Below are 13,298 nucleotides of genomic sequence, written 5' to 3' on the forward strand. Positions count from 1 at the left end.
CGGGCACGAACTCGCGTCCTTACTCACCCTCCACTTTCACCTGCTCGATTCGCAACCCACTTCGTGACGGGTATAATATGCTTTGCTTAATGAAGAATGAGGAATGAAGAATTTGGCCGCAACGCCCGAAGGACGGAACATTAGGCGGGCATCTTCCTTATACTCATTCTTCATTCTTCATTCTTCATTCTTCATTCTTCATTAAGCGAAGCGTTCAAATGGAATCTCTGCAAGGAAAAATCGCCCTCGTAACGGGTGCTGGCAAAGGCATTGGCCGGGCCGTGGCCCTGGCCCTCGCGGCCGAAGGCGTGCAAGTAGGCCTGCTGTCGCGCACCGATAGCGACCTGCAAGCCGTGGCCGCCGAAATTATTGCGGCCGGTGGCTCGGCTGCTACAGTGGTGGCTGACGTGGCCGACCGCACGGCCGTGAACGTGGCCGTGGCCAAAATTCACCAAGACCTGGGCCCGATTGACATTCTCATCAACAATGCCGGCATTGGCCATTTTGCCAAGTTTTTGGAGATGGAGCCGGAGCAGTGGGAGCACATCATTCAGGTGAATGTGTTCGGCACGTACTACGCCACGCGGGCCGTGCTGCCTGATATGATTTCGCGCCAGACCGGCGACATCATCAATATTTCTTCTACTTCCGGGCAGCGGGCCGCCGCTGGCACCAGCGCCTACAGCGCCTCCAAATTTGCCCTTATGGGCCTCACCGAGGCGCTGATGCAGGAAGTGCGCAAGCACAACATCCGCGTCACGGCCCTCACGCCCAGCACCGTGGCCACCCCCCTGGCCATTGGCAACGGCCTCACCGACGGCAACCCGGAGAAGGTGATGCAGCCGGAGGACTTGGCTGAAATCATCGTGGCGCAGCTGAAGCTGAACCGACGCATCTTCATCAAAGAAGCCGGTATGTGGTCAACAAACCCGTAATTCGGGCCTGAAACCAAGTTGGAGTGGCCCCGCAGCTTTAATGCGGGGTCGCTCCGGCTACGCCAATGTCACGCCCATGTCAAGCCCGAAAACCCAGGAACAATTAGCTCAGGAAAAACAATTGGTGGCGGCAACGGCTGCCGGCTGGGTGCGCGATGGCATGGTGCTGGGGCTGGGCACGGGCAGCACGGCGGCGCCTTTCATTGAGCTGCTGGGGCAGCGGGTGCGCGAAGAGGGACTGCGTATTCAGGCCACGGCCACGTCCAAAGCCAGCGACGAGCTGGCCCGCCGCGTGGGCATCCCGATGGTGGAGCCCCGGCGCGGCCTGCGCTTCGACCTAACCGTGGACGGGGCCGACGAGTTGGACACCCAACTGCGCCTCATCAAAGGGGGCGGCGGGGCTTTGCTGCGCGAGAAAGTCATTGCTACCGCTTCGGATTATTTGCTCATCGTGGCCGATTCGTCCAAGGCCGTGGCGCAGCTGGGCCGCTTCCCGCTGCCGCTGGAAGTGGTGCCCTTCGCCCTACCCTGGGTGATGGATGCCGTGGCCGCCCTCGGCGGTGCTCCCATAGTGCGGGTAAACAAGCTCAAGCCGGATGAATTGGCCCAATCCGACCAAGGTAACCTGCTGGTCGATTGTCATTTCGAAGCCATTGCCGACCCGCAGGCGTTGGCGCAGCAGCTGCAACCCATCCCCGGCCTGGTAGAGCACGGCCTGTTCCTGGGCCTGGCGCGGGCTGCCGTGGTGGTGCAAGGTGAGGCAGTGCAGGTGCTGCGGCCCGGCTTAGCGGCAGTGGCAGCGACCACCTTTGCCGACCTGCCGTAGCGCCTCAGCCTGATAAGGTCATCCTTTTTCCGATATTTTATGCCCGATGCGGCTCGGTTTTCACTGCCGGCGGTGCCCGCCGTGCTGCTCTCCATTGTGAGCGTGCAGGGCGGGGCCGCCATTGCCAAAGGCTTGTTTCCGCTGCTGGGTGCGGCCGGCACCACCAGCCTGCGCATTGGCTTGTCGGCGCTGGTGTTGCTGGTCGTGGTGCGCCCGCGGCTAGGGGCGTTGCGCCCGGCGCAGTGGCGGGCGGTGGTGCCCTACGGCCTGGCCCTGGGCCTTATGAATTTCCTGTTCTACTGCGCGCTGGCTCGCATCCCGCTGGGTTTGGCCGTAACGCTTGAATTCGTTGGGCCGCTGGGCTTGGCGCTGGCCGGCTCGCGCCGCTGGACCGATGCCGTGTGGGCCGTGCTGGCTGGAGCGGGCATCGCCCTGATTGCGCCCTGGCACGGCCACGGCCTCGATTTGCCGGGCCTCGCCTTTGCCCTGGCCGCCGGTGGCTGCTGGGCCATTTACATTGTGCTGGGTCGGCGCACGGCGGCCGTGCTGCCGGGCCAGCAAGCCGTGGCCATCGGGATGCTGTTTGCGGCTTTGCCGGTGCTGCCGTTCGGAATAGCTAGCGGTAGTTTGCTCGGGCTGACGCCACACTTGCTGCTGTTGGGCGTGCTGCTTGCGTTGTTTTCCAGCGTGCTGCCTTTCTCGCTCGAAATGCAGGCGTTGCGCACGCTGCCCACACGCACGTTTAGCATTCTAATGAGTCTGGAGCCCGTGGCGGCGGCCATTTCCGGCTGGCTGCTGCTGGGCGAGCGGCTGCTTTGGGGCCAGTGGCTGGCCGTTGGCTTTATTGTGGTTGCCAGTGTAGGAGCAACTCTAACAACGAGTAATCAGCCTTCAGCGGTTGCTTCAGTTGATTAAAGCGGTTTCGGGGTCGCAGCAAGTAGCGCGAACTTTGTAGTTCGCGTCGCCGCGCCGTTCGGTTGTCGTTCTGGGACGCGAACTACACAGTTCGCGCTACTGCCGTTGCTTCTGACTGTACACGGGTGCCGAAATCGCCCTAGGCTACATGGTTTGCCAAAAAGCCCCTCATGCTGAGCGCAGCCGAAGCATCTCTACCGAGAGAGTAATTCAATTACTGCTGCGGTAGAGATGCTTCGGCTGCGCTCAGCATGACGTTCCTTCTTTGTAGCGCTAGTGCAGTTCTGCTCCCGCTGCCTTGTCCAAAAACCAGTGCGCCTCGCCCTCGGCGGGTGCGATAAGCTGCGCCGGATACTGCTCAATATCCCGTTCGCCCTTCAGCACACGGCGCACGGCCGCCGCTTTGTCGGCCCCGAAGACGAGGAAGGCCACGGCGCGCGCCTGGTTGATGAGTGGAGCCGTGAGCGTGATGCGTTCGGCGTTTAGCTCTTCTACAAAAACGGCTTCGGCGCTGGCGGTGGCAACGTGCAGCACGGCCGTGTGCGGAAACAGCGAAGCAGTGTGCGAATTATCACCCAACCCCAACAGTATCAGGTCGAAGCGCGCTGCTTCCGGGCCGAAAAAGTTGTTGATGGCCTGGGTGTAGGCCTGGGCGGCCTCCTCGGGTTCGAGCCGGGTGTTTACCGGAAAGACGTTGGCCGACGGAATGTGCAGCGGGTCGAGCAGGGCGGTTTTGGCCATCAGGAAATTGCTCTGTGGGTCATCGGCGGGTACGTCGCGCTCATCGCCGAAAAAGAAAAAGACCTGTGCCCAAGGCACCCGCTCGCGGTAGGCGCCCGAAGCCAGCAGCTCGTACAGTTTTTTGGGCGAGCTGCCGCCGGAAAGGGCCACCGTAAACCGGCCGCGCGCCGCCACCGCCTGGTGGGCCTGCTCCACAAAGAAATCGGCCAAGTGCTGCAATACTTCGGCAACCGAATCGAAAACGTGCTGGGGCATGGCTATTTCTTCCCGTTAAGCGGCAGCGTAAACCAATGGAAGCCGTCGCGGGCCACCAGCGCTTCGGCCACTTCCGGGCCCCACGAGTCGGCCGAATAGTTGGGGAAGCTCATGCTGGGGCGGTTTTGCCAGGACGTGAGGATGGGCATTACCAAATCCCAGGCTTCTTCCACTTGGTCGCCGCGCATAAACAGGGTCTGGTCGCCGAGCATGGTGTCGAGCAGCAGCGTTTCGTAGGCCTCGGGCGTTTCGGTGGTGTAGGTGCCGTCGTAGTCAAACACCATGTCCACAGTGTTCAGCATCATGTCGAGGCCGGGGCGCTTGGCCTGCACTTGCAGGCGGATGCTCATCTCGGGCTGAATGCTGATAATGAGGCGGTTCTTGCGCCAGCCTTCCGCCGTTTCGGCCGGGAAAATAACGTGCGGCACGTCCTTGAACTGGATGGTGATGATGGAGGCCGAGCGGTGCAAACGCTTGCCGGTGCGCACATAAAACGGCACCCCTTGCCAGCGCCAGTTGTCCACAAAAAACTTCACCGCCGCGAAGGTTTCGGTGCTGGACGTGGGGTTGGCGTCGGGCTCTTCGCGGTAGCCGGGCACCTGTTTGCCCTCAATCCAGCCGGGGCCGTACTGCCCGCGCACCGCCGACTCACGCACCATTTCGGGCGTGAAGCGGCGCATGGCCCGCAGCACGTCCACCTTGCGGTTGCGCACCTCATCGGCCGTAAAATTCACAGGCGGCTCCATAGCCACCAGGCACAGCAGCTGCAGCAGGTGGTTCTGAATCATGTCGCGCAGAGCGCCGGAGCCGTCATAATAGCCCGTGCGCTCGCCCACGCCCAACTGCTCGGTCACCGAAATCTGGACGTGCTCGATGGTGTTGCGGTTCCAGAGCGGCTCCATGATGGCGTTGGCGAAGCGGAAGGCCATGATGTTCTGCACCGTTTCCTTGCCCAGGTAGTGGTCGATGCGGTAAATCTGCCGTTCCTCGTAGTGCTCGGCCAATAGCTGGTTCAGGGCCCGCGCCGACTTCAAATCGTGCCCAAACGGCTTTTCAATCACAATGCGCACGCGGGACGGGTCGTCCTCGGTGTGGCTTTTGGCAATGCCGGTGGCAATGATGGGGAAGAATTCCGGCGCCACGGCCAGGTAGTAAATGACGTTGGCCGGAGTGGCCCATTCCTGCTCAAAAGCGGCAATGCGCTGGCCAAATTCCTCGTAAGCGGCCGGCGTTTTCACGTCGGCCACCTGGTAGAATATGTGGGGCGCAAATTTCTCCCAGGCATCTTTTTGGGCCTTGCCGCTGCGCGAAAACTGGTTGATATCGGCCTGCAGCTTGGCCCTGAATTCCTCGTCGGTGAGCTTGGTGCGGCCCGTGCCGATGATGGCAAACTGCGCGGGCAGCCAGCCATCGAGGAACAAATTATACAGCGCCGGCGAGAGCTTGCGGGCGTTCAGGTCCCCGGTGCCGCCAAAAATGACGAATACGGTGGGGGGAATAGTCGTTTTGGTACTCATTGCGTTAGGAGCGGCGTAAGGAGAGATGATGGCAGGGTATGTAGAAGGCAAAAGAACGTCATGCAGAGCGCCGCGAAGCATCTCGCATGGGATAGTAATTTAAGTCGTCTGTCATCCTGAGCTTGCGAAGGACCTTTTCACCGTAGAACGATTTACAGTAATTCAAACGGCGCTAACAGGATAAGGTCCTTCGCTGCGCTCAGGATGACACACGGCGCACGCGAGATGCTTCGCGGCGCTCTGTATGACGTTCTTTTCTTAGTTGCGAAAGGCTAGCTGTTGGGCTTCACCGGCTCTTTGGTCGAGCCGTGCTCTTCCACTTGCGCATTTTGCTTGTTGGCGGCGTCCTCGTGCTCGGGCGTCCATTGGGTATGGAATACGCCTTCCTTGCCAATCAATTCGTAGGTGTGCGCGCCAAAATAGTCGCGTTGGGCTTGAATCAAATTCGAAGGCATACGGGCGGTGCGGAAGGTATCGAAGTAGCTCAGCGACGCGGCGTAGGCCGGCAGGGCCAGGCCCGCTGTGACTGCGGCGGCCACCACGGCGCGGGCACCGGGCACGGCTTCGTTCACCAGTTTTTGCACCTGGCCGTCCAGCAGCAGGTGGGCCAGGTCGGGCGTTTGCTGGTAGGCATTGAAAATCTCATTCAAAAAGCCCGAGCGGATGATGCAGCCGCCACGCCAGATTTTAGCAATTTCGGCCAGCTGCAATTCATACGAATAATCCTTAGATGCCTTGGCCAGCAGGTGCATCCCTTGGGCGTAGGTGATGACCATGCTGAAGTAGAACGCCTGCTCCAGCTGCGCCAAAAACGCCTCGCGCTCCACCGGGAGCGCGCCGGCCTCGGGGCCGTACAGGCCCGCCAGTTGCCCGCGCAAGGCCTTGTATTTGGATAAGTCGCGCATGGCCACAGCCGTGTCCACGGTCGGGAGGGGTACTTCCAGGTCCATGGCTACCTGCGAAGTCCATTTGCCCGTGCCCTTGGCGCGGGCTTCGTCCTTGATGTCGTCGAGCAGCAGGTGGTCGGTATTGGGCGCGATGAAGCCAAAAATGTCCTTCGTAATATCGAGTAGGAAAGACTGCAGGCGGCCCGCGTTCCATTGCGTGAATACCTGGCCGATGGCGGCGTTGTCCAAGCCCAGGCCGGTTTTCAGCACGGCGTAGGTTTCGGCAATGAGCTGCATCAGGCCGTACTCGATGCCGTTGTGCACCATTTTCACGAAGTGGCCGGCTGCGCCGGGGCCAATGTAGGTCACGCAGGGCTGGCCATCCACCTGCGCGGCAATGGCCTCAAACATGGGCTGCATCACCGCGTAGGCCTGCTTATCGCCGCCGGGCATCATGCTCGGGCCAAAGCGGGCCCCTTCCTCACCGCCGCTCACGCCCATGCCGAAGAAGTGAAAGCCAGCGGCTTCCACCGCTTTGGCCCGCCGCTCGGTGTCGGTGAAATGCGAGTTGCCGCCGTCGATGATGATATCGCCGGGGGCGAGTAGTGGCTCTAGCTCCGCAATCACGCTGTCCACAATGGGGCCGGCAGGCACCAGCATCATCACCGCGCGCGGGGTCCTGATGCTAGCCAGGAAGCCGGCCAGGTCCGGAAACCCTTCGGCGGGCTTGCCGGCGCCTTCTTTGGCCAGGAGGCCGATTTTGTTGGGGTCTTTGTCGTAGCCCGCTACGGAGAAGCCGTGGTCGGCCAGGTTCAGCAGCAGGTTGCGGCCCATGGTGCCGAGGCCAATCATGCCAAAAGAATGATTCGGGGAAGTTGTGCTCATCAGAAAAGAGGAAGTGTTAGAAGCAAGGTTCAGGTCAGCCAAACGAGTTACGGCAAAAAAAGGAGAAACCGATGCAAAAGTTTCGGCAAGGTCGGGATTGGAGAGCAGTAAAGAGTTAGTACCTTGACGCATGGTGCCGGCCCGCAGAGGTATTGCCGCCGCTGACAATGCCTGCAACCAGACGATATGGAAACCGCCGCTTTGCAAACGATTTTGCCCAGGGCTAGTTTGCAGGAGTGCGTGCGCGAGTACCAAGTGTTCCGGTTCGTGTTCGACAAGGGAACCACGCCGCCGCCCAAGCTGCACGCGCCCCGCCCTGAGCACTGCCTGACTTTTTATGCGCGGGAGGGCCAAAAATTCAGCAGCTTAGCGGGAGACGATATTAGGGAATACCCGCCGTGCGTGGTGAGTGGCCTGCTGAACCGCCCGATTTATCGGTATGGCGCCCACGATTTTTGGGCCATCAAAGTGGTGTTGCGTCCCGGTGCGTTTTTCCGGCTGCTCCACATTCCCGCTACCCACCTTACCAACACATTTATCAACGCCGAAGACGTGTGGGGAACACCGGTAAGACGCGTGTGCGAGCGGGTGGCCAATAGCACCAACCTGGCGGAGATGCTGGCCATTATCGAGGTTTTTTTGGAGTCACTGGCTCGAAAAACCCTGGCCTCGCCGCAACCTATTGATAGGGCGGTGATGAGCCTGGCTGGCGTTGGGGCCGCCCATTCCGTCGAAACCTTGGCCAATCAAGCCTGCCTGAGCCTGCGGCAATTCATCCGGAAATTTGAAGAGCGCATCGGCGTAAGCGCCACCACCTATCAGCGCATCGTGCGCTTCGATAAGGCCTTTCGCTTAAAAAACAACCGGCCGACTGCCGACTGGCTGTCCGTTGCGTTGGCCACGGGCTATTGCGATTACCAGCATCTGGCCAAGGATTTTAAAGCGTTTACCACCTTTACGCCCCCAGCGTTCTACGAAATCGAGCAAACTTCGCCGGAGCGAAAGTTCGGGCTGCACGAGGGGTGAGAATGTCACTTTTGTACCACCAGCGGGCGGCGGGCGGGGCCTAGTTTTGTTGCCATTACCTCACTTACTTATGGCAACGACATGGAACGCAGAAACTTTTTGGCTGCTGGATTGCTCGGCGGGGCAACTATGCTAAGCGCGCCTCCCACGGTTTGGGCCAGCGGCCCCGAAACCGACCCGCCGGCCGCGCCTTTTTACATCGCGCCCCGCGCCCCGCTGGCCGCTGGCCCAGGCAACGTGGACGTACGCACGCTGGTGCACGCCGTCCAAACCAACGGTCAGTTTTCGAACGTGGAAGTGGCCGTAGGGCCGAAGCAGATGGGGCCCGCCCCGCATTTGCACCACCACCTAGACGAGTTAATGTACGTGGTGGAAGGCACGGCCACGGTGATGATTGGAACCGAGATATACGAGGTTCAAGCCGGTGGCTGGAACTTTCGGCCGCGTGGCGTGCCGCACACGTTCTGGAACGCCACGAACGGTACTCTACGCTTCATTGACTGTTTTTTTAATCAAAATTTCGAGGAATACCTCGACGAGCTGTTCCACCGCATCATCCCCGACATGTTGCGGAAAAAGCTCACCCCCGCTGCCCCCGAAATAGCTGCCAGGCTAACTGCGCTGGACGAGAAATTCGGCGTAAAATGGTTTCCCGAACAGCGCCAGCATTTGGTAGACAAGTATGGCCTGAAGGCGTAGCGGCGGCCCCGCCGGGTGCCAAACGCCTACAAAATGCTGCACCACCCAGGCATCCGGTTGTATTTAGGCACGCTGTTGGCGCGGCCTGACTTAAAATGCCTTTATAGCTTATCAAAAGGGAAATCCTGAATCCGATATGATTGCCAGCCCTTAAAGTCGAAATGCCACCATTCGGCTGGCAGCACTGTGAAGCCGTGGGCTTCCATGAGGCGGCGGAGCAGGTCGCGGTGCTCGCGTTGTTCGGCCGTGCCGCCCGCGTAGGTGGGGTAAGAGCGGAAACTCATTTCGTCGTAGTCGCCCGGCATGGGCACCTCCCGGTTCGCGGCAATATCCCACAGGCTCACGTCGACGGCGCAGCCCCGGTTGTGGCGCGAGCCGAGCTGCGGGTCGGCCACGAACTCGTGCTTTTCCGGTGGGGTGCTGTCCCACATCTGCTTGGTGATGCGCCAGGGCCGGTAGCCGTCGAACACCAGCAGCCAGTAGCCCAGCGGCTTCAGCTCCGCATTCACCTGCACCAGCGCCTCGGCGGCCGGGCGTTGCAAAAAGGCCCGCGCCTGCGAGTAGAGTGGCCGGCCCATGAAATTGTGCGGGGTAGCGTAGCGAATATCCAGTTGCAGCGTGGGGTCGAGCGTGGTCAGCTCCACCAACTCAGAGGGTTTGAAGCTGCCGGTTTCGTGCGGCGGTTGCGCCGCGCAGCTACTGACAAACAGCGTTGTGCAAAGCGCCCAGCATTGTATGAAACCCACTTGTTCGATGCGAAGCATAGATTTCTTGTGCTATGAACTGCAAAATGCCCCAGCAATGTACATTGCTGGGGCATTTTGTTTGACATTCCGTTAGCTAATGACTCAGTTCGTGAGCCTAAGCGGACATTCTCGATTCTTTCGTTTCGGTGATTTCCGAACCTGCCGAGGTTTTGGGCGCGCGAATGCGGATAGTTTCCATTGGAGGTGCACCGGCATAAACAGGAGATACGTCGGCTGTGACAAAGGCACGTTTTTTTATAACGCCTGCTTTGGCCGTTGCAGCAGCACGGGTGCGCTCAGCAGCGGCATCCAGTTTCGCAACTAGTTCGTCGCGGTTTCGCTCGTAGCTCTTGCGCGAACGACCGAAAACAACAACCAGCGCTGGGTCGTGAATGGAAACTACAGTTTTCGGATTACGTGGCATCAGAAGGAGAAACAAGGTCAGGGTTGCGACGACACCAAGTTAGCAAAACTACGTCACTCAGTACGTGGCATGATTCGATAACGCAACGCCGCCCGTAGAGTTCAGTAGTGTACGCGACAATTACATAGTACCGTTTTTTGAATGCGAAAAAGCCCAAAACCCGGGTATGGGTTTCCGGCGTTTGGTACTCCCTGTCGCGAATGAAATAGGCAGTGTACGCACGCTGCTCAATCTCCAACAAGGAAATCATGTGCGAATGATGCGATTCCCGGTTGATAATGTGCTGCGCATTGGCCGCAATCCAAAACAACTCGTAACCTGGACCTGTGCGCTCAAGTCGGATTTTACGATTGTGACTGCGGTACATGAGCAGCTAAGGGAAGCAGAAAATTGCGCTACAAAATCCCACTCACAAAGCCCGGCGCAATGCCCAGCACAATAGTCAGCACCGCCAGTACCACCAGCGTCACCGCCTGGATGCCATCGACCGGCACGGACGTGGCATCGTCGGGTGCGGGCTGCATGTACATGGCAATGAGCGGGCGCAGGTAGTAATACAAACCTACCATGCTCATAATCACCGCAAACACTACGAGGCCGATGTAGCCCTGACCCACAGCGGCGGCCAGCAGGAAAAACTTGCCGAAGAAGCCGCCCGTGAGCGGAATGCCGGCCAGTGAGAGCATGGCCACCGTCATCACAAACGCCAGCAGCGGGTTGGTCTTACCCAGGCCGTTGAGGCCGGCGTAGGAGTCGTTTTGGCGGTGGTCGGTCACCAGTTTCAGCACACCGAAGGCTGCTACCGTGGCAATAGAATACGCCAGCGAGTAGAAGAAGATGGCGCTGGCGGCATCGCCGGTGAGGATGCCCTTGCTGGCTACGAGGCCGATGAGCAGGTAGCCGGCATGGCTCACGCTGGAGTAGGCCAGCATGCGCTTGGTGTTGGATTGAGCGGCCGCACCAACGTTGCCAAGCAGCAGCGTGAGGGCGCACATAGCCTGAATGGTCGGCATCCAGAAGCCCTGGGCGGCGGGCAGGGCCACGGCCAGCAGCTTGAGGAAGGCCGCGAAGCCAGCTGTTTTCACCACCGTGCTCATGAAGGCGGTGAAGAAGGTAGGCGTGCCCTCGTACACGTCGGGCGTCCAGAAGTGGAACGGCGCGGCCGATACCTTGAAGCCGATGCCAATAATCATCATCAGAATCCCGATGTAGAGCATCGGTTGCAGGCTGGCATTGGCGGGAGCGGCTACGGCGGTGGCAAGTTGCGAGAGGGCGAACGTGCCAGTAGCGCCGTAGAGCAGGGCAATACCGAAAAGCAGAATGCCTGTGGCAAACGCACCCATCAGGAAGTATTTCAGGGCAGCTTCGTTGCTGCGCGAGTCGCGCTTGCTGCTGCCGGCCAGCACATACATGCTGATGCTCAGGATTTCAATGCCCACAAACAGCATCAGCAGGTGGTCGTAGCCAATCATCATGATGGCGCCTACCAGCGAGAAGAGCAGCAGCGCGTAGTATTCAGCCAGGTTGGGCTCGCCGCTGGTTACATAGCTGCGCGAGAAAGGCAGCAGCAGGATGGTAGTGAGCAGCACGATGCCGGTGAAGGCCACCGTGTAGTTGTCCACCACCAGCATGTTGTTGAAGTAGGGGGCGTGCACGACGTTCCAGTCGGCATAGTTGGCCCCGAACACGGCCAGCAGCAGCAGCATGGCGCCGGGCAGCAGCACCTTGTTCGAGCGCAGAAAGCCCAAGAACAGGTTGAGGATGCCGAAGACGGAGAGGAGAATGATGGAGGTCATGGGCTTGCTTGGAGTCGGAACAACAGCGAGGAGCTGTCATCCTGAGCTTGCGAAGGACCTTATCAGGGCCGCTTCGTTGGGTTACTACTTCAAATCTGCGCGGGCGTGGTAAGGTCCTTCGCTGCGCTCAGGATGACAAATCCGTCATCCCGCAAAAAAACTACCGGCCGACCAGTGCCAGAATATTGGTTACGGCCGGCTCTGAGATGTGCAGGAACGAACCGGGGAATAGGCCCAGCCAGAACACCAGCGCGATGAGCGGCACCAGAATCAGCAGCTCGCCGCCGGTGAGGTCGGTGATGGTTTCTGAAAACGACGAGTCAGGACCGAGCATCACGCGCTGGAACATGCGCAACAGGTACACCGCCGAGAAAATGATGGTGAGGCCGGCCACCGCGCCCACCCAGGCATTGTACTGATATACGCCGGCTAGCAGCAGGAATTCGCCCACAAAACCGCCTGTGAGGGGCAACGCTACGGTGCTGAGCAGCATCACCAAAAAGCACACCGAGAGGATGGGCGTGCGACGGGTAAGGCCGCCCAAATCCGGAATAAAACGGGTACCGGTCCGGCGCTCAATGGCATCGGCGATGAAGAACATGCCCACTACGTTCACACCGTGGGCCAGCATCTGGATAACGGCGCCTTGCAGGCCAATTTGGGTGAGCGAGAAGACGCCGGCCGCCATCAGGCCTACGTGCGAGAGGGAAGAGTAGGCGATGAGGCGCTTCACGTCGCGCTGCCGAATGGCGATGATGGCGCCGTAGATGATGCCGATGACGGAGAGGACGATAACCGGCTTCTGCCACTGGCTCACGCCGAGTGGCACCACCGGCAGCAGCCAGCGCATGGTACCGTAGATGCCCATTTTCAGCATAATGCCCGAGAGCAGCATGGTGGCCGGGGCAGGCGCTTCGGTGTAGGTATCGGGCTGCCAGGTGTGGAAGGGAAAGATGGGCATCTTCACGGCGAAGGCAGCGAAGATGAGCCAGAACAGCCACGACTGCTCCGAGGCACTCAGTTTCAGATTATAGAAAGCGGTGAGTTCCGACGAATGCTGGGCCAGCGAGCCGGCGGCGGGGCCGGTTTGTAGATAGAGGTACACGAAGCCGGCCAGCATCAGCAGCGAGCCGACGACGGTGTAGAGGAAAAATTTGAGGGTGACGGCCACGCGGCGCTCGCCGCCCCAGGCGCCGGCCAGGAAATAAATCGGAATCAGGGCCACTTCCCAGAAGAAGTAGAACAGAAAGGCATCGAGCGAAGTGAAGACGCCGATGAGGCCCGTCTGCATAAACAGCACCAGGGCGTAGAACGTCGACGGGTTGTCGAAATCGCGCTTGAACGCACTCAGTAGGATGAGCGGCACCAGAAAAGTGGTGAGCAGCACCAGCAACAGGCTCAGGCCATCGAGCCCGAGGTGAAAGTTGATGCCCGCCGACGGAATCCAGTTATAATCGAGGTTGTAGGCGGCCGAGCCGTGGGCTTTGAAGTCGAAAGCGACAAAGGCCGCTAAAGCGAATTCAACGAGCGAGGCCCCGAAAGCGAGGGCGCGGGCGGCGGCTCCCTTAACGAATAGCAGCAGCAGCGCGGCGGCCAAAGGGAGAAAAAGCAGTACAGCAGTCAGCATCAGCAGGCGGATTGGGCGC

12 protein-coding genes are annotated in these 13,298 nt (G+C 59.9%); 5 read left to right on the forward strand and 7 right to left on the reverse strand.

Features of this window, described 5'->3' with window-relative positions:
* Window positions 1-218: 218 nt before the first annotated feature.
* From JKL48_RS15150 to JKL48_RS15160, 3 genes are all read left to right on the forward strand, one after another.
* On the forward strand, window positions 219-935 hold the full coding sequence (locus JKL48_RS15150) for a 3-ketoacyl-ACP reductase (protein WP_201983962.1): 717 nt from the start codon (window positions 219-221) through the stop codon (window positions 933-935).
* Between the two features lie 76 nt (window positions 936-1,011).
* The gene (rpiA, locus tag JKL48_RS15155) at window positions 1,012-1,761 is read left to right on the forward strand and encodes a ribose-5-phosphate isomerase RpiA (protein WP_201983964.1); all 750 of its coding nucleotides are present in this window, start codon (window positions 1,012-1,014) and stop codon (window positions 1,759-1,761) included.
* Between the two features lie 39 nt (window positions 1,762-1,800).
* Entirely contained in the window at window positions 1,801-2,676 is an 876-nt protein-coding gene (locus JKL48_RS15160) for an EamA family transporter (RefSeq protein WP_201983965.1), read from the forward strand.
* 273 nt (window positions 2,677-2,949) lie between these two features.
* Here the strand turns inward: JKL48_RS15160 and pgl are convergent, their stop codons facing one another.
* From pgl to gndA, 3 genes are all read right to left on the reverse strand, one after another.
* Window positions 2,950-3,672 carry a 6-phosphogluconolactonase gene (pgl, locus tag JKL48_RS15165; protein WP_201983967.1) on the reverse strand — a complete coding sequence of 241 codons (723 nt, stop codon included), beginning with the start codon at window positions 3,670-3,672 and terminating at the stop codon, window positions 2,950-2,952.
* A gap of 2 nt (window positions 3,673-3,674) precedes the next feature.
* Window positions 3,675-5,189, reverse strand: coding sequence for a glucose-6-phosphate dehydrogenase (gene zwf / locus JKL48_RS15170; RefSeq protein WP_201983969.1), 1,515 nt, complete (start codon window positions 5,187-5,189; stop codon window positions 3,675-3,677).
* A 272-nt stretch (window positions 5,190-5,461) separates the two neighbouring features.
* Complete coding sequence (gene gndA, locus JKL48_RS15175) at window positions 5,462-6,961, reverse strand: NADP-dependent phosphogluconate dehydrogenase (protein WP_236668832.1); 1,500 nt, start codon at window positions 6,959-6,961, stop codon at window positions 5,462-5,464.
* A 186-nt stretch (window positions 6,962-7,147) separates the two neighbouring features.
* Here gndA and JKL48_RS15180 point away from each other — a divergent pair, with 186 nt between their 5' ends.
* Together JKL48_RS15180 and JKL48_RS15185 are read left to right on the forward strand one after the other, a co-directional pair.
* Window positions 7,148-7,987, forward strand: coding sequence for a helix-turn-helix domain-containing protein (locus JKL48_RS15180; RefSeq protein ID WP_201983970.1), 840 nt, complete (start codon window positions 7,148-7,150; stop codon window positions 7,985-7,987).
* Between the two features lie 129 nt (window positions 7,988-8,116).
* Window positions 8,117-8,686 (forward strand): cupin domain-containing protein, encoded by a 570-nt coding sequence (locus JKL48_RS15185; RefSeq protein ID WP_236668833.1) that lies wholly within the window; start codon window positions 8,117-8,119, stop codon window positions 8,684-8,686.
* Between the two features lie 101 nt (window positions 8,687-8,787).
* Here JKL48_RS15185 and JKL48_RS15190 read toward each other — a convergent pair whose 3' ends face one another.
* The 4 genes from JKL48_RS15190 to JKL48_RS15205 all read right to left on the reverse strand — a co-directional run bounded on the left by JKL48_RS15190 (window position 8,788) and on the right by JKL48_RS15205 (window position 13,279).
* On the reverse strand, window positions 8,788-9,330 hold the full coding sequence (locus JKL48_RS15190; protein ID WP_201983972.1) for a M15 family metallopeptidase: 543 nt from the start codon (window positions 9,328-9,330) through the stop codon (window positions 8,788-8,790).
* A gap of 217 nt (window positions 9,331-9,547) precedes the next feature.
* Window positions 9,548-9,871, reverse strand: coding sequence for a hypothetical protein (locus JKL48_RS15195; RefSeq protein ID WP_201983974.1), 324 nt, complete (start codon window positions 9,869-9,871; stop codon window positions 9,548-9,550).
* Between the two features lie 380 nt (window positions 9,872-10,251).
* Window positions 10,252-11,652, reverse strand: a complete 1,401-nt coding sequence (locus JKL48_RS15200) for an NADH-quinone oxidoreductase subunit N (RefSeq protein WP_201983975.1) — start codon at window positions 11,650-11,652, stop codon at window positions 10,252-10,254.
* 160 nt (window positions 11,653-11,812) lie between these two features.
* Window positions 11,813-13,279: a complex I subunit 4 family protein gene (locus JKL48_RS15205; protein WP_201983976.1), complete on the reverse strand. Its 1,467-nt coding sequence runs from the start codon at window positions 13,277-13,279 to the stop codon at window positions 11,813-11,815.
* Between the last annotated feature and the right edge of the window lie 19 nt (window positions 13,280-13,298).

The organism is Hymenobacter rubidus (assembly GCF_016734815.1).
GTDB classification, from domain to species: domain Bacteria; phylum Bacteroidota; class Bacteroidia; order Cytophagales; family Hymenobacteraceae; genus Hymenobacter; species Hymenobacter rubidus.